Below are 24,125 nucleotides of genomic sequence, written 5' to 3'. Positions count from 1 at the left end.
GTGTCCATGGCGATCTGCGGACCCGAGGAGCACGGCCATGACCGCGACCAGCATCCATCCCCACCGTCCGGCCACGGCGCCACGCCGCGGGCTGACGACGGCCCTCGTCGCGCTGCTGGCGGTGGCGCTCGGCCTCGTCGCGCTGCCCGCGCGGGACGCCCTCGCGGCCGGCGGGCAGCCCGCCGTGTCGCCCGTCCTCGACGCGGCGCACGGCTTCCCGACGTGGTTCGAGGACTCCGGCGGGACCCGGCTGGCGCCGTGCCTCGACCCGACCGACACCCGCTGCGTGGTCCTCGCCGACGCCGGCTACGACCCGGCCCGGCCGCAGGTCTTCCCGACCAACTTCCCCTCGGAGTTCTTCTACCTCGTCGCCGACTCCCAACGGCTGACGACCGGTGGCTGCTCGGGCACCAAGCGCGGCACCGCCTCGATCCGCCTCGCTCTCGAGGGCGCGTTCGCCAACGGCGCGCCGGTCCCCGGTGAGCAGATGGTCTTCGGGCGGGTCCGGCTCTCGGTCAGCAGCGGCCTGTGCGCCAACGGCACCTACACCGCGACGACCCCGTTCGGTGCGATCTCCTTCCGGACCGACGCCGCGGGCGCGCTCGCGCGCAACCAGGGGACGACCGACATCGGGTGCGTTCCGGTCGCTCCGGCCACGTGCGACTGGCGCCTGGCCCTCTCGAGCCCCGTGGCCCGCAGCTTCCTCCGCTGGGACCCGGCCGTCGCCCCCTCGGCGCCCGCCGGCTACCTCGGCGACGCCGTCACCGCGCACCGCATCGTCGGCGCCACCTACACCGCTCCGGGTGAGGCGTCCCCGGCCAACTACTTCAGCATCGCCGGCACGAAGCTGGCGACCCCGCTGCGCACCGACCTGTTCACGGTCGCCGGCAAGGTCGCCGGTCCCCTCGAGGTCTCCCCCGCGGCGGTCACCGTCGGCTCGACCGAGGTCGGCCAGTCGTCCTCGGTGCGAGAAGTCACGGTTCGCAACGTCGCGGCGGGGACCACCACGCCGAACAGCGTCACGGTCACCGGAGCCGCCGCGGGCGACTTCCGGGTCGTCGACTCGACCTGTCCCGCAACGGCTCTGGTTCGCGACGCCACGTGCCTCATCCGGGTCCAGTTCTCCCCCACCGCACTCGGTGCCCGGACCGCGACGCTGACCGTCGCCCACGACGGCCTGGGCTCCCCCACCACCGTCCCGCTGACCGGCGAGGGCACGGCGCCGCACCAGGCGCCGCACGCCACCGCCGCCCCCTCGTCCCTCGGCTTCGGTCAGGAACGGCTGCGCGTCCCCTCGTCCGCGCGGACGGTCACGGTCGGCAACACGGGCACGGCCCCCCTCACCCTCGGCACGCTCGAGCTGGCCGGCTCGGACCGGGCCCACTTCGAGAAGGGCTTCGACACCTGCACCGGAGCGGTCGTGCCGGTCGGCGGCACCTGCCGCGTCGACGTCTCCTTCCTCCCGCAGGCCGTCGGCGAGCACTCCGCGACGCTGCGCATCCCGTCGGACGACCCCGCCGGGACGCTCGACGTCGCCCTCCAGGGCACCGGGTTCGGCGGTGTCGCGAAGTCCTCCCCGGCCATCGACCCGGCCACCGGGTTCCCCACCTGGTACCAGGACGAGCGCGGTGTGCGCCTCGCGCAGTGCATCGACGCCACCGACCCCAACTGCATCGTCCTCGCCGGCGGCACCTACCCCGGCAGCGGGCCCGTCGCGTTCCCGACGACCTTCCCCGACGAGTTCTTCTACAGCGTCGTCGACAGCGACCTCATCACCACGCCCGGCTGCGGTGACAGCCCGCCCGGGAAGATGATGGTCCGGATGGCCCTCGAGGCCGCCTTCGTCAACGGTGAGCCGGTGAGCGGCGAGCAGATGACCTTCGGGCGCATCCGCGTCAACGCGACGAGCGGCCTGTGCGCCGGCCAGGAGTACTCCGTCGTCCACCCGTACGGCACGTACACCTTCGTGGCCGACGACGCCGGTGGGCTCAAGCGGACGACCGGGACGAGCGACGTCGGCTGCCTCGCGGCGACGGCCGACGCCCCCTGCGCCTGGGACCAGGCCATCTCCAGCCCCGTCCTCGCCGGCTTCCTGCGCTGGGACCCGGCCCGTGGCGCCGCCGCCCCGGCCGGCTACCTCGGGGACGCGACGACCCTGCACCGGGTCGTCGGCTCCTCCTACGTCCCCGTCGGCGAGACGGCTCCGGCCAACTACGTCCGGCTCGTCAGCGCAGGGGCGACCGTCGCGCAGACCGACCTCTTCACGGTCATGGGCAAGCTCGCCGGCCCCCTCGTCGCCGACCCCGAGGTCGTCGACGCCGGCGCCGTCGAGGAGGGCAGCACCGGGCCGGCCCGGGTGACCCTGCGCAACGAGGGCATCGAGACGCTCGGCGTCACCTCGCTCGCCCTCGCGGGCAGCGACGCCGCCGACTTCGCCGTGGGCAGCGACGCCTGCTCCGGTCGCGACCTCGCCCCGGGTGCCGCCTGCCAGGTCGACCTGACGTTCACCCCCGGTGCCGTCGGTGACCGCAGCGCGCTCCTGCGGGTCCGGCACACCGGGCTCAACGACCCGTTCGAGGTGCGCCTGCGCGGCGTCGGGTCGGTCGCGGCCGGGATCGCGGCCCTGTCCACCTCCGGGCCGCTCGCCTTCGAGCAGCGCCACGTCGGCCGCGCCGCCGCGGTCCAGTCCGTGACGGTCTCCAACCGGGGCGGCACCGCGCCGCTCGTCCTCGACGCACCCGCCCTCGTCGGCGGGGACACGACGGACTTCTCGGTCGTCGGCACGACCTGCGACACCGAGGTCCCCGTCGACGGGACGTGCACCGTGACCGTCGGGTTCACCCCCTCGGCGGCCGGCACCCGGACGACCGCCCTGCGCCTCACCGCGCCGGGCGCGCGCCCCTCGCAGGTCGACGTCGGGCTCTCCGGCCGCGGCAGCACCTCGGACCCGGCGGTCTCGGCCGGGCGTCGGGCGGACGGGTTCCCGCTCTGGTACCAGGACGCCGACGGTCTGCGCCTGGACCTGTGCGACGACCCGACCGACCCCGGCTGCATCGTGCTCGCCGGTGACGGTTACGACCCGACGCAGCCGATCTCGTTCCCGGACAACTACCCGCCGGAGCTGTTCTACGCGGTCGCCGACAGTGAGCCGATGCCCACGCCGGGCTGCGACACCGTCGCTCCGGGCACCGCCGCCCTGCGCGTGGCGCTCGAGGGTGCGTTCACCGGGCCGACGGCCGAGGCCGGCCAGCAGGTCGTCTTCGGGCGCACCCGCTTCCACGCCACCGGTCTCTGCCCGGACACCGACTACACCGTGACGACCCCGTACGGACCGCTCTCGGTCCACACGGACGCCTCCGGGTCGGTGGCCCGCAACGCCGCGACGCAGAACGTCGGGTGCGGGGCGGCGCCCTGCGACATGGCCGAGGCGCTCGCCTCCCCGGTCGTCGGGAGCTTCCTGCGCTGGGCCCCGGGCGTCGGACGCGCCGCGCCGGCCGGGCACCTCGGTGACGCCGTCACCTTCCACGAGGTGGTGGGCGGCACCTGGGCCCCGGACGGCGTCCCGGTCGAGCACGTCGCGGTCACCGGACCCGAGGGCGAGGTCGCGCGCACCGACCTCTTCGCGGTCGCCGGTCGCTACGCCACCGGCCTGACCGGGGACGCGAGCCTGGCCTTCGGGGACCACGACCTCGGCACGGCGACGGACCTCACGGCCACGCTGCAGAACGTGGGCACCGGCGCGCTCCCCCTCGGGACGGTCCGCGTCACCGGTCCGCAGGCCGCCGCGTTCACGCTCGGTGCGGGCACCTGCGCCGGCGCCACGCTCCCCGGTGACGGGACGTGCACGCAGACCGTCCGCTGGGCCCCGACCACCGCCGGGGACGCCACGGCGACGCTCGAGGTGCTCGGAGCCGACGGGAGCGTGCTGTCGCGCACGGCGCTGACCGGTCACGGCATCGAGCCGCCGACCCCGGCGCGCGCCACGGTCACCCCGACGACCCTGACCTTCGCGGGTCAGCGCGTGACGACCACGTCGGCCGTCCAGCTCGTCGGCGTCCGCAACACCGGCGGCGCCCCGCTGACCGTCACCTCGGTGGCGCTCTCGGGCACGGCGGCGGGCGACTACACCGCGACCGCCGACCCGGCGTGCGCCTCCGTCGTGGCCGGCGCCTCGTGCTCGGTCCGGGTCACGTTCTCCCCGAGGGCGACCGGGACACGCGCCGCGACGCTGTCGATCCGCAGCAACGACCCCGGCGCGGCCCCGGCCGTGGCGCTCACCGGCACCGGGACGAGCTCCGTCCTCACCCCGAAGTCGACGTCGGTGGCCCTCGGCACGGTGAAGATCGGGCGCTCGGCCTCCTCGAGCGTGACGATCACCAACACCGGGACGGCGTCGCTGTCGATCACCGGCACGACGTCGACGAGCACGGCCTACAGCGTCGCCCTCGGCACCTGCGCCGTGGCGGTCGCCCCCGGCCGGAGCTGCGCGATCACCGTGACGCTCAACGCCCAGGCGGTCGCGGGGTCCTACCCGGCGACGATCGGGTTCGTCAGCGACGCGGCCAACCGCGCGACGGTGTCGTTCACCGCCACCGTCCGCTGACCCCAGGGCCGACGGGACCCGACGGAGTCCGTACCCCCCAAATGAGGGGTACGGACTCCGTCGTCTGCATCTGCCCGCTCGAGTGGCGGAATCCGATACTGGGTGGTAGGACGCCCTCTGCAGGGGAGGGCGACCGGAGCCGCAGGGGGTTCCACCATGCACGAGAGCACGTCCACCACCACCACCACCACCACCACCACCACCACCACCACCACCACCACCCACGAGATCACGCTGTTCGGCACGACGACCGTCATCGTCGACGGCCGCACGGTCAGCGGACCGGCCCTCGGCGGGGCCAAGCCCCGTCAGGTGCTCGAGCTCCTCGCCGTCGCGGACGGCGCGCCGGTCACCAAGGACCGGCTCGTCGAGCTGCTCTGGGGCGACCAGGCCCCCGCGTCGGCCGTCGCCACACTCGAGAGCTACGTCTGCGTCGTCCGGCGGGCCATCGGTACGCCGGGCGCCGGGCGCGACTCGGTCGTCCGGACCACGTCGGCCGGGTACCGCCTCGACACCACGCGCGTCGTCGTCGACCGCTCGGAGTGCCTCTCGCTCCTCGCCCGGTCGGCCGGGTCCACGACACCGGACGCCGTCCGGATGGTCCGGGAGGCCCTCGCCCTCGCGCGGTCCCCGCTCCTGGCCTCCGAGTCCCGCTCCGCGTGGGCCGACCGGGAGCGGGACGTCGTGACGACGCGCCTCGCCGAGGCCTGCGCCGTCGTGGCGGGGCGCGCCCTCGACGGCGGCGACGTCGCGGCCGCGACCGAGCTCTCGGCGCGGGCCGCCGACCTGGCGCCGTTCGACGAGCGCGCCGCCACGGTGCGGATGGCCGCTCTCGAGGCCGCCGGCCGCCGGGCGGAGGCCCTGCGCTGCTACCTCGACCTGCGGCGTCGCCTCGTCGACGAGCTGGGGGTGGAGCCCGGTGCCGAGGCGCGGGCGGGCTACCTGCGCCTCCTCGCCGGCTCCGGCGACGCGGTCACCGAGACCCCGTCGCGGACGGAGATCGCCGCGCTGCTCGAGCTCCTGCGCGAGACGCTCGGGCGCGTGCCGGGACTCGACCCCGCACCGGTCGACCGGGCCCTCGGGCGGGTCGCGACCAGTGCACTCGCCCTACTGTGAGATCAGCCGACCGGATGTCACCACCCGAGGAACTACAGACAGCGCGCCGCCGACGGTCCACACTGTTCGCGTGAGCAGCAGGGGGCCCACGGACGGGCCGGCACGGGCGCAGGCCCCGTCGGTGCGGCGTGTCCTCGTCGTCGACGACCACCGCACCTTCACCGACCTCCTCGGTCGGGCCATCGACGCCGAGCCGGACCTCGAGTGGCTCGGCGCGGCACACACCGTCGACGAGGCGCTCTCCCGCACCCGCGCGCTCGTCCCGGACGCGGTCGTCATGGACGTGCAGATCGGCGAGGGCGACGGTCTCGAGGCCACGACGGCGCTGCTGGCCCACCTCCCGGACCTGCGCGTCGTCGTGCTCACCGCCTTCGCCACGCAGTCGCTCCTCCAGCGCGCCATGACGGCCGGCGCAAGCGCCCTGCTGCCGAAGGACGGCACGCTCGAGGACCTCCTGGAGGCGCTGCGCGACACCCGCGACAGCGGGTTCCGGGTGCACCCCGCCCTGCTGCGTCGCCTGCTCGAGCTGCAGGGCGCCGCCGCCCCGCCGCAGGAGACGGTGCGCCTGACGGCCCGGGAGGACGAGGTCCTGCACCTCCTCGCCGACGGCCTCGACCCGGCCTCGATCGCCCGCCGCCTCGGCATTTCGCGCCACACCTCGCGCGGCTACGTCGCCGCGCTCCTCACCAAGCTCGACGCCCACTCACAGCTGGAGGCCGTCGCCGTGGCCCGTCGGCGCGGGATGATCCGTGACCGCGCCTGACGGCGGGACCGCCCCGCGGCCCAGCCGCGCCGTCGTCCGGACCGCGGTCCAGCGCTTCGTCGTCCTCAGCGTCGTCACCCTGCTGGTGCTCGGGACCGGTGCGGTCTGGGTCTGTCGTCGCATCGCCGAGGACTCGGCCCTCGCCGAGGCCCAGCTGCGCGGGGCGACCCTGGCCGGCACCGTCGCGGCTCCCCTCGTCGACGAGCGGGTGCGCGAGCAGGATCCCGGAGCGATGGCCAGCCTCGGTGCGGTGCTGCGGCGGAGCATGGAGGTCGGGTCGATCCGGCACGTCAAGCTCTGGACACCGGAGGGCCGGATCCTCTGGTCCGACGAGACCCCGCTCATCGGACGGACCTACGAGCTCGAGCCCACGGTCGGCAACCTCGTCGGGACCGACCACACGGTCGCCGAGCTCTCGAGCCTCGACAAGGCCGAGAACGTCTCCGAGCGCGCCGAGCGCGAGCTGCTGGAGGTGTACGCGGGAGCGCAGGACGCGGACGGCAAGGACCTCGTCTTCGAGGCGTACTACTCGACGGGCGAGATGCGGGCCCGCGAGCAGGAGATCCTCCGCGCGATCCTGCCGGTCGCGCTCGGCGGACTGCTGCTCTTCCAGGTCGCCGTCATGCCGCTCGCGATCTCCCTCGCCCGGCGGGTGGAACGCGGTGAGCTGCAGCGCATCCGCCTGCTGCGGCAGACCGTGCTCACGACGCACCGCGAGCGCCTGCGGATCGCCCGGGACCTCCACGACGGCGTCGTCCAGGACCTCGCCGGGCTGCGCTACGCCCTCCCCGTCGTGGCCGCCCACGTGTCGGACGCCCCGGAGGCGGCGGGGGCACGGGACACCCTCGAGCAGGCGCGCGAGATCCTCGGGCGCGACGTCGAGGCCCTGCGCTCGCTGCTCGTCGACATCCACCCGCCGGGCCTCGAGGGGACGGCCTTCCGGGACGCGGTCGAGGACCTCGCCGAACGGACCCGCCGCGCGGGACCCGAGGTCTGGCTCGACATGCCCGGGCGCGCGGAGTGGTCGATCGACGTCGCCCGCGTCTGTTACCGCGTCGTGCAGGAGGCGCTGCGCAACGTCGCGACGCACGCCGACGCGGCCAACGCGTGGGTCGACGTGATGACCGTGGACCGCCAGGTGCGGGTCACCGTCGCCGACGACGGTCGGGGCATCCCCGAGGGCGTCGCGCAGGAGGGGCACGTCGGCCTGCGCCTGCTCGCGACCCACCTCGAGGACCTCGGCGGGTCGCTCGAGGTGGCACCCCGTGAGGGCGGCGGTACCCTCCTGAGAGCGCTCGTCCCCGCCGACCTGCCGGCCGGCGCCTGAGCCACAGGGTTTCCCCAAGCGACCTGCCGCAGACTGCGTTCCGTCACACCGTCCCCCACACCCTGTCCGGGAGGACCGATGATCCGCATGGTCCTCGCCGACGACCACGAGGGCATCCGCCTGGGCGTGCGCGCGCTCGTCGACGCCGAGCCGGACCTCGAGCTCGTCGGGATGGCGACGACGGGCGAGGACGCCGTCGCGCTCGCCGGCCACGAGCATCCCGACGTCGTCCTCATGGACCTGTCGATGCCCGGCCGCGGAGGGCTCTGGGCCCTCGCCGAGATCCGCCGGGTGCGACCGGCCACCCGGCTCGTCGTGCTGACGAGCGACGGGCGGGCCGCGACCCACCGCGCGGCCGTCGCCGCAGGAGCCGACCGCTGCGTCGGCAAGGACGAGGAGGTCGAGGAGCTGCTCCTCGCCGTCCGGGGGGCCGCGCCGACCCCAAGGTGACCCCAAGGCGCCTCGCCCATCCTCGAACCGGGGCCGTCCGGCCCCATCAGGATCCGTGGACGAGGCAGGGAACTTTCCATGGGAATCACCCGTCGTGATGCACTCAAGCTCGGTGTCGTCGGAGGAGCCCTCGCGGCCCTCCCGCTGGAACGCACGGCGTTCGGCGCCACCATCGTCAACCGGATGCCGAAGAGCAAGATGGTGAAGCCGTTCACCCTGCCGTTCGTCGTGCCGCCGGTCCTCTCGCCGACCGGGTCGCAGGAGGTCGCCTGCTCGGACGGGCAGATGCGCGCCTACGACTTCTACGAGATCGCCCAGACCTTCTCGGTCGCGTCGATCATGCCCGGCTACAAGACGCCGTTCTTCGGCTACAACGGCGTCACGCCGGGCCCGACCATCGTCAACCGGCGCGGTCGCCCGATCGTCGTGCACCAGACGAACCTGCTGCACCAGCCGCCCGCGAGCGCCCCGAACGCAGCCGTGCCGTCCCGGTACTCCAGCGACCCCCTCGACCGCTGGACCTCGACGCACCTCCACGGGTCGGCCTCGCTGCCGCAGTACGACGGCTACGCCTCGGACGTCACGCTCCCCGGCCGGACCAAGCGCTACGTCTACCCGAACTCCCAGGAGGCGCGCACGCTCTGGTACCACGACCACGGCGTGCACCACACCTCGCAGAACGCGTACAACGGCCTCGCCGGCATGTACGTGCTCCACGACGAGGTGGAGCTCTCGCTCGGCATCCCGCAGGGCCGCTACGACGTCCCCATGATCGTCAAGGACGTCATGCTCGACACCAAGGGCGGCCTGATCTACGAGGACAACAGCGAGTCGGGCGCCTACGGCGACATCGTCCTCGTCAACGGCGTGCCCTGGCCGGCGATGCAGGTCGAGCCGCGCAAGTACCGCTTCCGCATCCTCAACGCGTCCGTGTCGCGCTCCTACGAGTGGCAGCTGCACGACGGCAGGAGCGCCGTGCCGATGACGGTCATCGGCACCGACGCCGGGCTGATGCCCCAGCCCCAGGTCGTCTCCTCGCTGCGGCACGGCATGGCCGAGCGCTACGAGGTGGTCATCGACTTCGCGCCCTACGCGCAGAAGCCGGGCAAGGCCGCGGCGAAGCTGACGCTGAAGAACCTCGGCCCGAAGAACAACGTCGCCGAGGCCACGGCCCTGTACGCGATGCAGTTCGTCGTCGGTCCCGAGTCCTCGGTGCAGAGCACGGAGAACAACTCCGTGCCGACCCTGTGGAACTCGGCGGTCGCGCCCGAGGAATGCATGACCTGGACCGAGGCCGACCTGGTGGCGCAGGGCGTCCCCCAGCGGCGCTTCGCGTTCATCCGCGCGAACGGCCACTGGACGATCAACGGCGAGACCTGGCAGGACGTGGTCGACAGCGACTACACGCACTGCATGGCCGAGCCGGAGCAGGGCGCAGTGGAGATCTGGGAGCTCGCGAACACCTCGGGCGGCTGGTTCCACCCGGTGCACATCCACCTCGTCGACTTCCAGGTGCTCTCGCGCAACGGCCAGGCGAGCCTCGTGCGTCCCCACGAGAAGGGCGCCAAGGACGTCGTGTACGTCGGCGAGAACGAGACGGTGCGGGTGGCGATGCGCTTCTCCGGCCCCTCGGCCGGCGAGGGCTGGCAGGTGCCCAAGGGGCGCTACATGATGCACTGCCACAACCTGGTCCACGAGGACCACGACATGATGATGCAGTTCAGCGTCGGCGACCCGGACCACGACCCCGAGTGCGACCCGATCACGGCCGACCCGGCGTGGTGAGCACCGTGGCCACGACCGCCCCGCCGGCGCGGCCGGCCACCGCGCCGGCCGCCGTCCGGCGCCGCGGCCGGCTCGTCGACCTCGCGCTCGTGCTGGCGCTCGTGCTCCTCGTCGGGCGGTTCGCGCTCGAGCCCGTGCTCGTGCCGACGGCCAGCATGGAGCCCACGCTGCACACCGGCTCGCACGTCCTCGTCGACCACGTCGGTCCGCTGCTGCGCGGCTACCACCGGGGCGACGTCGTCCTCCTCGACGCGCCGGACGGCAGCGGTCTGCTCGTCAAGCGGGTCGCCGCCGTCGCCGGCGAGGACGTCGCGATCCTCGACGGCGTGCTGACCGTCGACGGGGTCCCCGTCGAGGAGCCGTGGGTCGACCCCGGTGACGTCGACTCGGTGTACGCCGAGCTCGGGCGGGTGCCGGCCGACCACGTCGTCGTGCTCGCCGACCACCGACCGGACGCCCGGGACTCGCGCACCTTCGGCCCGGTCGCCGTCACCGCCCTGCACGGGCGGGTCGTCGCGACCGTCTGGCCGCTCGGCTCCCTCGGAGGCACCCCGTGACGCCGCGGACGCCCGGCCGGCGTCGCGTGCCGCGCCTGCTGGCCGGGGTGCTGCTCCTGCTCGGGCTCGCCGTGGTCACGGCGACGCCGGCGGCCGCGCACACCGGCCTGGAGAGCAGCACCCCGGCCGACGGCAGCACCCTCCGCCGGTCGCCGACCACCCTCGTCCTCCGCTTCGCCGACCCCGTCGTCCCCGGTACCGCCGTGGGCGCCCTCAGCGGCCCGGGGGGCCGCACCTCCCTGCGGGCGCCCACGGTCCGGGGGGCGACGGTGCGGATGACCCTCGCCGAGCCGGCCGCGGCGGGCCGCTACCGGCTCACCTGGCGCGTCGTGGCCGACGACGGGCACCCCGTCTCCGGCACGCTGCGGTTCGAGGTCGCTGCCCCGGCGAGCCCCTCCCCGACCAGCGACCCGTCGCCGACCGTCCTCCCGTCACCGGACGCCACCGCGTCCGGGGCCGCGGCGGCCCCAACGACCACCCCCTCCGGCGCCGCCCCGGTGGCACCGGTGGGCGCGGCCGAGGACGCGCTCGCCGCCGTCGAGGGAGCGGCCGGGGCGGGTGCGGGCACGACACCGACCACTGGGGGCCCGCTGCTCGCCTGGGCGTTGCTCGCCGCGCTCGTGGCGCTCGGCGCCGCCGGGCCCGCCGTCCTGCGCCGCCGGGCCTCCGCACGGAGGCCGTCGTGACCGCCCCCGGCCTCCCCCTGCGGGTCGTCTCCCCCGGCCGCGCGGTCGTGGCGGCCGCGGTGCTCGGCGCCGCGACAGCCCTCGTCGTGCTCACGCTCACGACCCCGGTGGCGGCTCCTGCCTCGGCGCTGCCCGACGCCGGACCGGGCGTGCCGCTCCTCGCGACCGGCGCCCGGCTCACGGCGCGGGTCTGCGCGGTCGTCGTCGTCGGCGGGCTCCTCGTCCCCGCCTGGCTGCTGCGCGCCGCCCCTGCCCCGGTGCGGGTGCTGCGCGCGGTCCGGGTCGCCGCGTGGGCGTGGGTCGTGGCCTGCCTCCTCGGGATGATCGCCGCGGCCGCCGAGGCCCTCGCCGTCCCGCTGCCCGGGGCGTTCACGGCCGCACGGGTCTGGGCCTTCGTGCCGAGCCTCGAGGGCGGCCGCGCCCTCATGGTCACGGCGGCCCTCGCCGCCGTCGTCGCCGGCGGCAGCCGGCTCGTCCGCTCCCCCGCCGAGACGCTGGCGCTGCTCGGCGTCGCCGTCCTCGCGGTCCTCCCGACCTCCTTGTCCGGCCACGTCGCGACCTCCGAGCTGCACGTCCCCGTCAGCGTCGGCACCGCCGTGCACGTCGTCGCCGCCGTGCTGTGGGTCGGCGGGCTGGTGGGCCTGGCGCTGGTCGGGCGCGCCCCCGCGCTCGCCGACGCCGTCGGCCGGTTCTCGGGGCTCGCGCTCGTCGCCGCCGTCCTCGTGACGGTGAGCGGTCTGCTCTCGGCGTGGTGGCGCCTCGGGGCCGTCGCCGAGGCGTGGCGGACGACCTACGGCGCTCTCGTCCTGGCGAAGGCCGCGCTGCTCGTCGTCCTCCTCGCGCTCGGCGCGGCCCACCGCCGCGCGAGCATCCCGGCCCTGCGTCGTGGGTCGAGCCGGGTCTGGTGGCGGCTCGCCGGCGTCGAGACCGCCCTGATGGGCGCCGCCCTCGGGGCCGCGGTCGCCCTGGGGCGCACTCCGACCCCGACCCGACCCGACGTCGTGGCCCTCCCGCACGGCGGCGTCACGACCGTCGACCGGGCGCTGCCCGCCCCGACTCCGTGGCACCTCCTGATCGAGCCCCGCGCGTCCGCGACCGGCGTCGTCGCGGTGGCCCTGCTCGTCCTCGTCGTCGTGCTCGCCGTCAGCCGGCCGGGCGTCGACCCGCGGGCGGCCGTGCGCGGCCTCGCCGCGGGCCTGGCCGCCTCGGGCGTCCTGGCGTGGCTGCTGCTCGGCGGTCCGGGCGCCTACGGCAGCGCGCTGCTCACCGTGCACGGCCTCCGGCTCGTCGCCGCCGCGCTCCTCGTCCCACCGCTCCTCGTCCGCGCGGCCCACCACCTGCTCCCCGGGGCCCTCCCACGCGGCACGCGCAGCCCCGTCGACGCCGTGCTGCCGGTCGTCCTCCTCGTCGGGGTCGTGCTCGGCAGCCCGCTGCTCGGGGTCTCGCTGGCCCGGGAGTCCGTCGGCACGGCCCTCGTCGCGGGCGCGGCCCTGGCCGGCCTGCCCGCGGCGCTGCTGCGGGAGCGTGGCGACCGGCGCTGGGCCGCGGGCCTGCTCGTCGTGCTCGGTGTCGTGGTGCTCCTCGTGCTCCTGACCCGCCCCGACGCGTTCGCGCCCCAGTGGTTCGCCGACCTCCCCCTCGACTGGGCCGACCCGGTGCGCGGCACCGGCATCGGCGAGCGCACCCCCTGACCCACCCGCCCCTCCCGCCTCGACATTTCGGGGGCACCCCGAAATGTCCACGAGACCCCGGTTCCGAACCGGGGTCTCGTGGACGAACCGGGGTGTCGCGGCCCCGGCACCGGGCTCAGGCGGCGCGACGGGCGGTGGCGGCCCGGGTCAGGCGCGGCGTCACGAGGACCACCATCCCGACGAGGACGAGCAGCCCGCAGCCGAGGAAGACCCCGGAGTACCCCAGCGCGCTCGAGCCACCGAACGCGATGACCGGCCCCGCGACGATGGCCCCGACGCGCGTCGTGTTCATGAAGAGCGACGACGCGAGCCCCGGCCGGCCGACGACGTCCTGGAAGAGCGTCAGCCCCACCCCGGACATCGTCGCGATGAACACCGCGTTGGGCAGCTGGCCGGCGACGAGCACGACCGGCGACGCCGCGAGCGTCATCGCCGCGTAGTAGACGAGCCCGGCCAGGCAGCCGACGGCGACGACGCGCCGCGGGCCGAAGCGCGCCGTGATGCGCCCGAGCAGGACGAGGATCGGGATCTCGAGGGCGGCGCACGTCCCCAGCGCGATGCCGCTCCACTCGACGTCGAGCCCGAGCTCGCCGGTGACGAGCAGCGGCAGCGACGAGACCGCGGCGTTGAGCGCGGCACCGAGCGCGACGAAGGTGCCGAGCAGGACGAGCACCTCGGGCCGCCGCAGCGCGACGCCCATCGGCTCCCCTTGTGGCGGAGCCGCGTTCGCGTGCGGCGACGTGGCGTGCGCGTGCATCATCACCCGCGTCAGCGCGAGGCCGAGGACGCCCAGCGCCGCGACGACCCACAGCACCGAGCGCTGGCCGAGCACACCCATGAGGAACGCGGCGAACGGCGGGCCGCCGACCCACGCGAACGAGAACACCGCGCGCGTGCGCATGATCTGCTGCACGCTCGCGCCGGTGTGCCGCTGGTAGGCGAAGAGCAGGCCGATGGCGATGCCGGCGGGTCCGCCGAGCGCCACGAGGGCGAGCACCGCCAGCGGCAGGGTCGTCGCGAGCGCCAGCGCGGTCGTCAGCGCGATCGTGAAGCCACCGCACCACAGCAGCGGCCGCAGGTAGTCGCCGCGCCGGTCGGCCCGCGTCGGCACGACGAGCGTCGAGACGAAGCCGCTGACGTTGTAGGCGGCCAGGGCCAGCCCCACCTCCCCCGCCGACGCCCCGTACAGCGAGACGAGGATGATGCCGATCGCCGGGTTGAGGAACGCGAACTGCGTGCCCCACAGCAGCGCCGCGGAGGGGACGAGGAGTGAACGTCGGTGCCCGGCGAGGAAGCCGGAGCGCGCGACGGGCGTCACTTCTTGGTGGCCTGGGCCCCGGCGCCGTCGGACGTCAGCGCGGCGATGAAGGCCTCCGGCGGCACCTCGACCGAGCCGATGTTCTTCATCCGCTTCTTGCCGGCCTTCTGCTTCTCGAGGAGCTTGCGCTTGCGGCTGATGTCACCGCCGTAGCACTTGGCGAGGACGTCCTTGCGGATGGCGCGGATGTTCTCGCGGGCGATGACGCGAGCGCCGATGGCCGCCTGGATCGGCACCTCGAACTGCTGGCGCGGGATGAGGTCCTTGAGCTTGCCGGCCATCATCAGGCCGTACGAGTACGCCTTGTCCTTGTGGACGATCGCCGAGAACGCGTCGACCGTCTCGCCCTGGAGCAGGATGTCGACCTTGACGAGGTCGGCGGCCTGGTCGCCGTCGGGCTCGTAGTCGAGGCTCGCGTACCCGCGGGTGCGCGACTTCAGCTGGTCGAAGAAGTCGAACACCACCTCGGCGAGCGGCAGCGTGTAGCGCATCTCGACGCGGTCCTCGGAGAGGTAGTCCATCCCGAGCAGCGTCCCGCGCTTGCCCTGGCAGAGCTCCATGATCGCGCCGATGAACTCGCTCGGCGCGAGGACGGTCGTGCGGACCTTCGGCTCGCGGACCTCGGCGATCTTGCCGCCGGGGAACTCGCTCGGGTTGGTGACGACGACCTCGGTGCCGTCGTCCATCGTCACGTCGTAGACGACGTTGGGCTGGGTCGAGATGAGCTCGAGGTTGAACTCGCGCTCGAGCCGCTCGCGCACGATCTCGAGGTGGAGCAGGCCGAGGAAGCCGCAGCGGAAGCCGAAGCCGAGCGCGACGGAGGTCTCGGGCTCGTAGACGAGCGCGGCGTCGTTGAGCTTGAGCTTGTCGAGGGCGTCGCGCAGGTCGGGGTAGTCCGAGCCGTCGAGCGGGAAGAGGCCCGAGAACACCATCGGCTTGGGGTCGCGGTAGCCGCCGACGGCCTTCGTCGCGGGCTTGGCCGCGTTGGTCACGGTGTCGCCGACCTTGGACTGGCGTACGTCCTTGACACCGGTGATGAGGTAGCCGACCTCGCCGACGCCGAGGCCCTTGCCGGGCACCGGCTCCGGGCTGATGACGCCGATCTCGAGCAGCTCGTGCGTGGCCTTGGTCGACATCATCGCGATGCGCTCGCGCGGGTTGAGGTTGCCGTCGACGACCCGGACGTACGTGACGACGCCGCGGTAGGTGTCGTAGACGGAGTCGAAGATCATCGCGCGGGCGGGCGCGTCGGCGTCACCGGTCGGCGCCGGGATCTGCGCGACGATCGCGTCGAGCAGCGGCTCGACGCCCACGCCGGTCTTGCCCGACACCTGGAAGCAGTCCTCGGGCTCGCACCCGATGAGGCCGGCGAGCTCCTCGGCGTACTTCTCCGGCTGGGCGGCCGGCAGGTCGATCTTGTTGAGGACCGGGATGATCGTGAGGTCGTTCTCCATCGCGAGGTAGAGGTTCGCGAGCGTCTGCGCCTCGATGCCCTGCGCGGCGTCGACGAGCAGGACGGCCCCTTCGCACGCGGCGAGGCTGCGCGAGACCTCGTAGGTGAAGTCGACGTGGCCCGGGGTGTCGATCATGTTGAGCACGTGGCTCGCGCCGTCGACCTCCCAGGGCATCCGGACGGCCTGGCTCTTGATCGTGATGCCGCGCTCGCGCTCGATGTCCATCCGGTCGAGGTACTGCGCGCGCATCGCCCGGTCGTCGACGACACCGGTGATCTGGAGCATCCGGTCGGCGAGGGTCGACTTGCCGTGGTCGATGTGGGCGATGATGCAGAAGTTGCGGATCGCCTCCGGCGGTGTCGCGTGCGGCGGCAGCACGGTGCGGGCGCGGGGTGACACGGGTGCGCGGTTCCTTGCGGTCGGGGGCGAGCGGGCGGTGCGCCCAGTCTCCCACGCCGGGCGGACAGGTCCGAACGCGACGGGCGACCCGCCGCGACACCATCGGCACGGCGAGACAATCGCGGCACGGCACGTGCACCACGACCTCGCCCCGCCGCCCCGACGTCACCTCGCAGCCCGGACGTCACCTCGCCGCCCCGACCTCGCCCGGCCGCCCTATCGTGGCACCCCGGCACGGCGAGACCACCGCGGCACGGCACGTGCACCACGACCTCGCCCCGCCGCCCCGACCTCGCCCGGCCGCCCTGGCGTGGCACCCCGGCACGGCGAGACCACCGCGGCACGGCTCGGTGAACCCGGTCGTGCCCGCACACGGCGCGTGGCACGGTGGGCGGATGACTCCCCCGGTGCCCGAGGTCGACTACGGCCGCACGAGCCGGCGACCGGCCTTCGACACCCTGCCGGCCGCGGTCTCCGACGCGGTGACCGCGGTGGCCGGCAGCGCCGTCGCCGGGGCGCACGTCCCGGTGGGCTCGGGGTTCGGCGGCGCCTTCGCCGGTGCCGTCGAGCTGGCCGACGGCCGGACGGTGTTCGTCAAGGCGGCGGGCCCCTCGACCCCGCACGTGCTGCGCGCCCTGCGCCGGGAGTCGGAGCTGCTGCCGGGGCTCGTCGGGCTGGCCTGCACCCCACGGATGCTGGGCCGGGTCGACGTCGAGTCCGGCGGCGGCTGGCGGGTCCTCGTGCTCGACCTCGTCGAGGGCACCCGACCGGGCGACCCCTGGACGCCGCAGGACGTGGCGGCGGCGTACGACGCCTGCCGGGAGATCGCGGCCACGCCCGCGCCCGTCGTGCAGGGCCTCGGGCTGGCGACCGTCCGCGACGAGCTCGCCGGCGCCACCGCGTCGGTCCCCGCGCTGCGCCGCCTCGCGGAGGGCTCGCAACCCTGGCCGCGCGGCCACGCCGTGCCCGACCGGGCCGCGACCGCCGAGATGGTGCGACTGGCCTCGCGGGTCCTCGACGCCGTCCACGGCGACGCGCTGACGCACCTCGACCTGCGCCCGGACAACCTCCTGCGCGAGCCGGACGGCCGGATGCGCGTCGTCGACTGGAACCAGGCCGCCGTCGGTCCCGCCTGGTTCGACCTCGTCACGCTCTGGCCGCTCATGCACCACCACGGCATCGACCTCACGGACCTCGAGCGCTCCCCCCTGCTCGAGGACGCCGCCGACGACGACGTCGACGCGGTGCTGGCCTTCCTCGTCGGCTTCATGCTCGAGGACCTCGACGCGCCCCCGCCCCCCGGCTGCACGGAGGCCCTGCGGGGGCACGCACTCTTCTTCTCCGACACCACGACCCGCCTGCTCGCGCACCGTCGTGGCTGGTCCCTGACCGGCTGAGCGGCTCCCGACGCGGGAGGGGTCAGGCGCTGCCTCGCTTGATCGACGACATCTTCTTGCCGCGCGCGACCTCGTCGACGAGCAGGTCGAGGTAGCGGATGCGCTGCATCAGGGGGTCCTCGATCTCCTGGACCCGGTGGCCGCAGATCGTGCCGGTGATGAGACCGGCGTGCGGCGTGAAGGCCGGAGCCCGGTCGAAGAAGGTCTCGAGGTCGCGCTCGTCCTCGAGCGCCCGGCGCAGCCCGGCCTCGTCGTAGCCGGTCAGCCAGTGGATGACCTCGTCGACCTCGGCGCGCGTGTGTCCCTTGCGCTCGGCCTTGGCGACGTAGTGCGGGTAGATGCTCGCGAACGGCGTCCCGAAGATGCGGTGTCCCGTCACGGGTCCTCCTCCACGTCGTGGGCCGGCGCCCCGACGGCCGCTCTCTACGGAGCCTAGGAGACCTCGGCCGCCGCGTCACCGTCCGCGGCTAGGGTCGGGCCCATGCAGTGGCAGCGCATCCTCCGCCCGGTCCTCGACGGCGCACTGCGCGAGCTGCTGCGCGGTGGCTCACGGCGTGCACCCCGCGCGGACGGCCCCACTCCGAGGGAGCGCTCCCCGCGCTCCGGCCCGCCGGCACCGACCCGGCCGACCGGCGGTTACCCGGGCGACTACACGGGCCCGCTCGACCCGGTCTACGCGCCACGCCCCGACGGCCGCCCCGACCCCGGCGAGATCGTCTGGACGTGGGTGCCCTACGAGGAGGACCACACGCAGGGCAAGGACCGCCCGGTCCTCCTCGTCGGCCACGACGCCGACTGGCTGCTCGGCCTCCAGCTGACGAGCAAGGACCACGACCGCGACGAGGAGCAGGAGCGCCGGGCCGGGCGGCGCTGGGTCGACATCGGCACCGGCGCCTGGGACCGGCAGGGCCGTCCGAGCGAGGTGCGCGTCAACCGCGTCCTGCGGGTCGACCCGGCCGCGGTCCGCCGCGAGGGCGCGGTCCTCGACCGCGACCGCTTCCTCGAGGTCGCGGCCGCCGTCCGCGCGAACCGCTGACCCGTCGCGAGCGCAACGTCCCACCCGTTGGCCAGGAGCGGAAGATTTCCACGCTCTTGACCTGATGGGCGGAACTCCTTACCTCCGGCAGACCCGGTCCGGACCCGCACCGTCCTAGCGTCGAGGCGCTCCCCCAGCCCCGACGCAGGAGACCCACCGATGCGACCACACCGCACGACCCGACGCAGCGGCCTCGCGGCCCTCGCCGCCGGGGCCACCGCCCTCGCGGGCCTCGTCGCCGCCCTCCCGGCGCAGGCCGCCCCCGTACCGCACCCGACCGCGCAGGCCCGCGCGGTCGGCATCGACCGGACCGGCGACGCCTTCATGGGATGGTCTGCCGCCCGCGACACCCGGCGCGTGGCCCCGGACGCAGCGCCGTCCCGCACCGCCGTCACCCAGACCCCCGGCATCGACGTCTCGAAGTGGCAGGGCACCGTCGACTGGGCGTCGTGGTGGGCCAAGGGGACGAAGTTCGCCTACGTCAAGGCGACCGAGGGTACGACCTACCGCAGCCCCACCTTCAGCGCGCAGTACACCGGCTCGTACGACGTCGGGATGATCCGGGGCTCCTACCACTTCGCCCTGCCCGACTCCTCCTCCGGTGCGGCGCAGGCCGACTGGTTCGTCGACCACGGCGGCGGCTGGAGCGCCGACGGGCGCACGCTCCCCGGGGTGCTCGACATCGAGTTCAACCCCTACGGCGCGACCTGCTACGGCAAGAGCCAGAGCGGGATGGTCTCGTGGATCCGCGACTTCACGACTCGGTACAAGGCACGGACCGGCCGCGACGCGGTCATCTACACGGCGACGAGCTGGTGGACCCAGTGCACCGGCGGCAGCACCGCCTTCGCGACGACCAACCCCCTGTGGGTCGCGCGGTACAGCACGAGTGTCGGCACGCTGCCGGCCGGCTGGGGCTACTACACGTTCTGGCAGTGGACCGACAGCCCGCTCGACCAGGACCGCTTCAACGGCGACCTCGCCGGGCTGCGCCGGCTAGCCCTCGGCTGACCCGGGTCCCCCGCGAACGCCCGAGGGCCCGTCACCGGTTCGGTGACGGGCCCTTGGGCGTGGGCTGCTCCGCTCAGAGCGAGGCGGCCCGCTTGGCCATCGCGGACTTCTTGTTCGCGGCCTGGTTCTTGTGGATGACGCCCTTGCTCACGGCCTTGTCGAGCTTGGTCGACGCGACCTTGAGCGCCTCGCGCGCCTGCTCGGCGTTGCCGGAGTCGGCCGCCTCGCGGAAGCGACGGATGGCCGTCTTGAACTCGCTCTTGACGGCCTTGTTGCGCTCGGTCGCGAGACGGTTCGTCTTGATGCGCTTGAGCTGGGACTTGATGTTCGCCACTGTGAAATCGTGCCTTCGGTCGAGGAATCGGTTGCCGTTAGAGGGCGGCAGTCGCGGGTCGGGACCGGGCGTGGGGCACCCGTGGTTGACTCGCGCTGGGTGGTGCTCGTGCGCGCGCGACCACACGCGCACGCAGTCGACAAAGGTACCAGCGGCCCGCACCCCCGCCAAAACGGGCGGGCGAGAGGGTGACGCGTGGTCAGCCCTCGCGGTGCCGACCGTGCTGCCCGGTGATGGTCAGCACCGCGCGCTCGACGGCGTAGACGGGGTCGCGGCCGCCGCCCTTGACCTCGGCGTCGGCCGCCGCGAGCGCCTGGAGCGAGGTCGCGAGCCCCTCCGCGGTCCAGCCCGAGAGCGTCCGCTTGGCGCGGTCCACCTGCCACGGCGCCATCCCGACGTCGCGGGCGATGTCGGCCGGGCGCCCCCGGCCCGCCGACCCGACCTTGATGAGCTGGCGCACCTGCTGGGCGAGCACCGCGACGATCGGGACGGGGTCGACCCCGACGGCGATGGCGTGGCGCAGCAGCCGTAGCGCCTCGCCGGGGTCGCCCGCGAGCGCGGCGTCGGCGACCCGGAAGCCCGTGGCCTCGACCTTGCCGCCGTGGTAGGTGAGGACGACCTGCTCGTCGATGACGCCGGTGGTGTCGTCGACGAGCTGCTGGCAGGCGGCGGCGAGCTCGCGGACGTCCTTGCCGACGGCCTCGACGAGCGCGTGGACGGCCTCGGGGGTCGCCTTGCGCCGCGCGCGCCGGAACTCGTGCGTCGCGAAGTCGGTCTTGTCGCGGTCGGTCTTGACCGCGGGGGCGTCGAGCACCCGGGCGCCGGCACCGCGCAGCGCGTCGAGCACCTTCTTTCCGCGCTGGCCGCTCTTGTGCATCACGACGAGCGTGAGGTCGGGCTCGGCCGGTGCGGCGAGGACGGCGAGCAGGTCGGCCTGGAGCTCGTCCGGGGCCTCGTCGAGGTCGTGGACGACGACGCACTTGGCGCCACCGAAGAGCGACGGACTCGTGTGGAGGACGAGCTCACCCGGCTGGTAGGACGCCGCGTACACCCGGATGACCTCGAGGTCCGGGCTCGTGACGCGGAGGTCGTCGAGGGTCTGCGCGACGGCGCGCTCGGCGAGGATGCCCTCGGGCCCCGAGACGAGCACGAAGGGCGGCACGCGGTGCGCGACGGCGACGACGTCCTCGGTCATGCCGCCACTCTGCCACCCGGCGCCGACGCCGCGCGTCCACCCCCGAGTCGTCCTACGATCCCCCGGTGCTCCTCGACGCCCCCTTCGACCCTGCCCGCCACCGCCGGGTGGTCGTCGTCGGTGTGACCGGGTCGGGCAAGTCGACCTTCGCCGCCCGGCTGGCGGCCGCCACAGGGGTCCCCCGCGTCGCGACGGACGACCTCATGTGGCGTCCCGGATGGGTGCAGCTCGGCCCGGCCGCGCAGGTCGGTGCCGTGCGCCCCCACGTCGAGGGTCCTGCGTGGGTCATGGACTCCCTGTGGAGCGCCACCCGCGACCTCGTGCTCGAGCGCACGGACCTCGTCGTCGCGCTCGACTACCGGCGCCGGGTCTCGCTGGGCCGCCTGCTCCGGCGCACGGCGCGGCGGCTCGTCGACCGCGAGGAGATCTGCGGCGGCAACGTCGAGTCGTGGCGACAGACCTTCTCGCGCGACTCGATCCTCGCGTGGCACCACCGCTCCTTCCACAAGAGGCAGCAGCAGGTCGCGATGATGTGCGCCGCCCCCGACGGCCCACCCGTGCTGCGCTTCACCGACCCGCAGGCGACGGAGACGTGGCTGTCCGCGCTCGAACCCTCGCCGAGTGACTGACGGTGGTCAGTCGAAGGTGAGGGTCGGGCCCTTCCCGGCCTCGAGGCCCAGGCCGGTCAGCCGCGCCTCGACCGCGGACGGCGGCAGCTCCATCGACTCGGCGAGCTCGCCGAGCGAGAGTCCGAGCTCGACGCCGTCACGCAGCTCCTCGTCCTCCTGCGCGGTCCACGCGTGGCCCTCGGTGACGGCGGTGCGCGAGGACGGCGGGGGCGGTGGGGCGTCGGCGACCGGCCGCTCGTCGGCCTCGGTGACCCCGGCGACCGGGGCGGCGGCCGCCATCGACGTGCCGGCGACGGCGCCGGTCAGCCCGCGCCGGGTCGGCTCCAGGACCGGCAGCGGCGGGGGCGCGATCTCGTCGAGGCGCCGCAGCGCCCCGAGGACCATCTCGCGGTCGGCCGTGGGCCAGAAGGGCGGGAGCGAGCGCTGGAGGAAGCCGGCATAGCGCGCGGTCATCATCCGTGAGTCGAGGAAGGCGACCACCCCGCGGTCGTCGCCACGGCGGATGAGCCGGCCCGCGCCCTGCGCGAGCCGCAGCGCGGCGTGCGTGGCGGAGACGGCCATGAACCCGTTGCCGCCCATCCGGGCGATGGCCTGCGAGCGCGCCGACGCGAGCGGGTCGTCGGGGCGCGGGAACGGCACGCGGTCGATGATGACCAGCTGGCACGACGACCCCGGCACGTCGACGCCCTGCCAGAGCGACAGCGTGCCGAAGAGGCAGGTGCGCACGTCGCGGGCGAACTCGCGCACCAGGGTCGAGATCTGGTCCTCGCCCTGGCAGAGGATGACGATGTCGGTGTCCTCCAGCCGGTTCCGCATCTCCTCGGTGGCCTCGCGCGCGGCGCGCATCGACGAGAAGAGGCCCAGGGTGCGTCCGTTCGCGGCGCGGACCAGCGCCTCGATCTCGTCGAAGGTCTGCGGCGCCGTGCCGTCGCGCCCCGGGGGCGGCAGGTGCTTCGCGACGTAGGCGATGCCCTGCTTCGGGTAGTCGAACGGACTGCCGACGTCGAGGCCGCGCCAGCGCGGGGCGCCCTCGCCGCGCAGGCCGATGGTGCCGGCGACGGCGTCGAAGGTGCCACCGAGCTCCAGTGTGGCGGAGGTGATGACGACCGTCCGGTCCTCGAAGACCTTGTCGCGCACCAGCATCGCGACGCTCATTGGCGCGACCCGCAGCACCGGACCTCGGCGGGGGTCCTTGGAGAGCCAGACGACGTCGAGCTCGCGCTCCTCGAGCATCCGGGCGGCCGTCTCGAAGAGGTCCTCGACGGCGGCGCGCGCGACCTGCTTGGCGCCGTCGACCTCCTCGCCCTGCTGCGGCTTGAGCTCGGTCTGCGCCTGGCGGGCGACGTCGCGGATGCGTCCGAGCGCCAGCGCGAGCGAGTCGGGCACCGCGGTGAGCCGCCCCTCGGGCATCGGCTCGAGGACGGACTCGAGGAGCGCGGCGGCGTCGTCGAGCGCCTCGGCGGAGTCGGCCTGACGCCCGGCGCGCTTCGAGGCGGCCCGCACCGACCCGGGGGTCAGCTCGTCGGTGATGGTCGAGGTGACGCGGTCGACGAGCTCGTGGCCCTCGTCGACGACGAGGACGTCGTGCTCGGGCAGCATCTGGCGGCCCTCGAAGGCGTCGATGGCCATGAACGAGTGGTTGGTGACGATGACGTCGACGTCGCGCGCGGCCTCGCGGGATCGCTCGACGAAGCACTCGGCGACCATCGGGCAGCGCGACCCGAGGCACTCCTCGGCGCTGACCGACACCTGCCGCCAGGCGCGCTCGGAGACCCCCGGAACGAGCTCGTCGCGGTCGCCGGACTCGGTGACCTCGGCCCAGTCGCGCAGGCGCACCACCTCGGCCCCGAGGCGAGAGGCGGCGCGGTCGACGTCGCCGACCGCGAGCAGGCTGTCGGCGTCGTCGTCCGGGAAGCCGCCCTCGAGCTTGTGCAGGCACACGTAGTTGCGCCGGCCCTTGACGAGCGCGTAGGTCGGGCGGCGGCCGAGCACGGGTGTCAGCGACTCGGCGAGGCGCGGCATGTCGCGGTCGACGATCTGCGCCTGGAGGGCGAGCGTCGCCGTGGCGACGACGGCGGTCCTCCCCGTCGCCATCGCGTGCTGGACGGCGGGCACGAGGTAGGCGAGGGACTTGCCGGTGCCGGTGCCGGCCTGGACGAGCAGGTGCTCGCCGGTCTCGACGGCCCGGGCCACCGCGTGCGCCATCTCGACCTGGCCGGGGCGCTCGGTGCCGCCGACGCCCCCGACGGCGGCGTGGAGGAGGTCGTCGAGGTCGGGCACCCGAGCAGCCTAGGCGGTCGGCCCGACGCGCCCCGGCGGCCGTCCCCCGGTAGCGTCATCCGGGCGGGAGCCTTCACCTGGTGTTGCGTATCGC

At 74.5% G+C, this 24,125-nt stretch carries 19 protein-coding genes; 13 read left to right on the top strand and 6 right to left on the bottom strand.

Translation table 11 applies throughout. The features are described 5' to 3' along the window. Positions 1–37: 37 nt before the first annotated feature. From J3473_RS09785 to J3473_RS09745, 9 genes are all read left to right on the top strand, one after another. A complete protein-coding gene (locus J3473_RS09785) occupies positions 38–4,603 on the top strand; it encodes a choice-of-anchor D domain-containing protein (RefSeq protein ID WP_207022918.1) in 4,566 nt (1,521 codons plus the stop codon). Between the two features lie 156 nt (positions 4,604–4,759). Next, complete coding sequence (locus J3473_RS09780) at positions 4,760–5,719, top strand: BTAD domain-containing putative transcriptional regulator (RefSeq protein WP_207022917.1); 960 nt, start codon at positions 4,760–4,762, stop codon at positions 5,717–5,719. Between the two features lie 70 nt (positions 5,720–5,789). Next, positions 5,790–6,482 carry a response regulator transcription factor gene (locus J3473_RS09775; protein ID WP_207022916.1) on the top strand — a complete coding sequence of 231 codons (693 nt, stop codon included), beginning with the start codon at positions 5,790–5,792 and terminating at the stop codon, positions 6,480–6,482. Then, on the top strand, positions 6,469–7,809 hold the full coding sequence (locus J3473_RS09770) for a sensor histidine kinase (RefSeq protein WP_207022915.1): 1,341 nt from the start codon (positions 6,469–6,471) through the stop codon (positions 7,807–7,809). The genes J3473_RS09775 and J3473_RS09770 overlap by 14 nt, the downstream gene beginning before the upstream one ends. A 78-nt stretch (positions 7,810–7,887) precedes the next feature. Further along, positions 7,888–8,259: a response regulator transcription factor gene (locus J3473_RS09765; RefSeq protein WP_207022913.1), complete on the top strand. Its 372-nt coding sequence runs from the start codon at positions 7,888–7,890 to the stop codon at positions 8,257–8,259. A 78-nt stretch (positions 8,260–8,337) separates the two neighbouring features. Then, complete coding sequence (locus J3473_RS09760; RefSeq protein WP_207022911.1) at positions 8,338–10,044, top strand: multicopper oxidase family protein; 1,707 nt, start codon at positions 8,338–8,340, stop codon at positions 10,042–10,044. A 5-nt stretch (positions 10,045–10,049) separates the two neighbouring features. Further along, a complete protein-coding gene (lepB, locus tag J3473_RS09755) occupies positions 10,050–10,601 on the top strand; it encodes a signal peptidase I (protein WP_207022910.1) in 552 nt (183 codons plus the stop codon). Next, the gene (locus J3473_RS09750) at positions 10,598–11,287 is read left to right on the top strand and encodes a copper resistance CopC family protein (protein WP_207022908.1); all 690 of its coding nucleotides are present in this window, start codon (positions 10,598–10,600) and stop codon (positions 11,285–11,287) included. Before lepB ends, J3473_RS09750 begins: the two co-directional genes overlap by 4 nt. After that, on the top strand, positions 11,284–12,978 hold the full coding sequence (locus J3473_RS09745; protein WP_207022907.1) for a CopD family protein: 1,695 nt from the start codon (positions 11,284–11,286) through the stop codon (positions 12,976–12,978). Before J3473_RS09750 ends, J3473_RS09745 begins: the two co-directional genes overlap by 4 nt. 115 nt (positions 12,979–13,093) lie before the next feature. Here J3473_RS09745 and J3473_RS09740 read toward each other — a convergent pair whose 3' ends face one another. Together J3473_RS09740 and lepA are read right to left on the bottom strand one after the other, a co-directional pair. Then, complete coding sequence (locus J3473_RS09740; RefSeq protein WP_207022906.1) at positions 13,094–14,296, bottom strand: MFS transporter; 1,203 nt, start codon at positions 14,294–14,296, stop codon at positions 13,094–13,096. Beyond that, positions 14,293–16,149: a translation elongation factor 4 gene (lepA, locus tag J3473_RS09735; protein WP_030529268.1), complete on the bottom strand. Its 1,857-nt coding sequence runs from the start codon at positions 16,147–16,149 to the stop codon at positions 14,293–14,295. Before lepA ends, J3473_RS09740 begins: the two co-directional genes overlap by 4 nt. A 395-nt stretch (positions 16,150–16,544) precedes the next feature. Between lepA and J3473_RS09730 the strand changes: the two genes are divergently transcribed. Then, the gene (locus tag J3473_RS09730; RefSeq protein WP_207022905.1) at positions 16,545–17,546 is read left to right on the top strand and encodes a phosphotransferase family protein; all 1,002 of its coding nucleotides are present in this window, start codon (positions 16,545–16,547) and stop codon (positions 17,544–17,546) included. A gap of 22 nt (positions 17,547–17,568) precedes the next feature. Here the strand turns inward: J3473_RS09730 and J3473_RS09725 are convergent, their stop codons facing one another. Beyond that, the gene (locus J3473_RS09725) at positions 17,569–17,925 is read right to left on the bottom strand and encodes a DUF2200 domain-containing protein (protein WP_207022904.1); all 357 of its coding nucleotides are present in this window, start codon (positions 17,923–17,925) and stop codon (positions 17,569–17,571) included. Between the two features lie 102 nt (positions 17,926–18,027). Here J3473_RS09725 and J3473_RS09720 point away from each other — a divergent pair, with 102 nt between their 5' ends. Both J3473_RS09720 and J3473_RS09715 read left to right on the top strand, forming a co-directional pair. Then, entirely contained in the window at positions 18,028–18,582 is a 555-nt protein-coding gene (locus tag J3473_RS09720) for a type II toxin-antitoxin system PemK/MazF family toxin (protein ID WP_207022903.1), read from the top strand. A gap of 159 nt (positions 18,583–18,741) precedes the next feature. Continuing rightward, positions 18,742–19,593 (top strand): lysozyme, encoded by an 852-nt coding sequence (locus J3473_RS09715; protein WP_207022902.1) that lies wholly within the window; start codon positions 18,742–18,744, stop codon positions 19,591–19,593. A gap of 73 nt (positions 19,594–19,666) precedes the next feature. Here J3473_RS09715 and rpsT read toward each other — a convergent pair whose 3' ends face one another. Further along, entirely contained in the window at positions 19,667–19,927 is a 261-nt protein-coding gene (gene rpsT, locus J3473_RS09710) for a 30S ribosomal protein S20 (RefSeq protein ID WP_207022901.1), read from the bottom strand. A gap of 199 nt (positions 19,928–20,126) precedes the next feature. Beyond that, the gene (gene holA / locus J3473_RS09705) at positions 20,127–21,122 is read right to left on the bottom strand and encodes a DNA polymerase III subunit delta (RefSeq protein WP_207022900.1); all 996 of its coding nucleotides are present in this window, start codon (positions 21,120–21,122) and stop codon (positions 20,127–20,129) included. Positions 21,123–21,187: 65 nt separating this feature from the next. On the opposite strand from holA, the gene J3473_RS09700 reads away from it, so the two are divergent. Next, complete coding sequence (locus tag J3473_RS09700) at positions 21,188–21,751, top strand: AAA family ATPase (RefSeq protein WP_207022899.1); 564 nt, start codon at positions 21,188–21,190, stop codon at positions 21,749–21,751. A gap of 6 nt (positions 21,752–21,757) precedes the next feature. On the opposite strand, the gene J3473_RS09695 is transcribed toward J3473_RS09700, so the two are convergent. Beyond that, positions 21,758–24,031 (bottom strand): ATP-dependent DNA helicase, encoded by a 2,274-nt coding sequence (locus tag J3473_RS09695; RefSeq protein ID WP_207022898.1) that lies wholly within the window; start codon positions 24,029–24,031, stop codon positions 21,758–21,760. Between the last annotated feature and the right edge of the window lie 94 nt (positions 24,032–24,125).

Source organism: Phycicoccus sp. DTK01 (genome assembly GCF_017312765.1).
GTDB classification, from domain to species: Bacteria; Actinomycetota; Actinomycetes; order Actinomycetales; family Dermatophilaceae; genus Phycicoccus; species Phycicoccus jejuensis.
The sequence above is the reverse complement of the archived record's forward strand: the minus strand, read 5'-3'. Positions and strand labels throughout refer to the sequence as shown.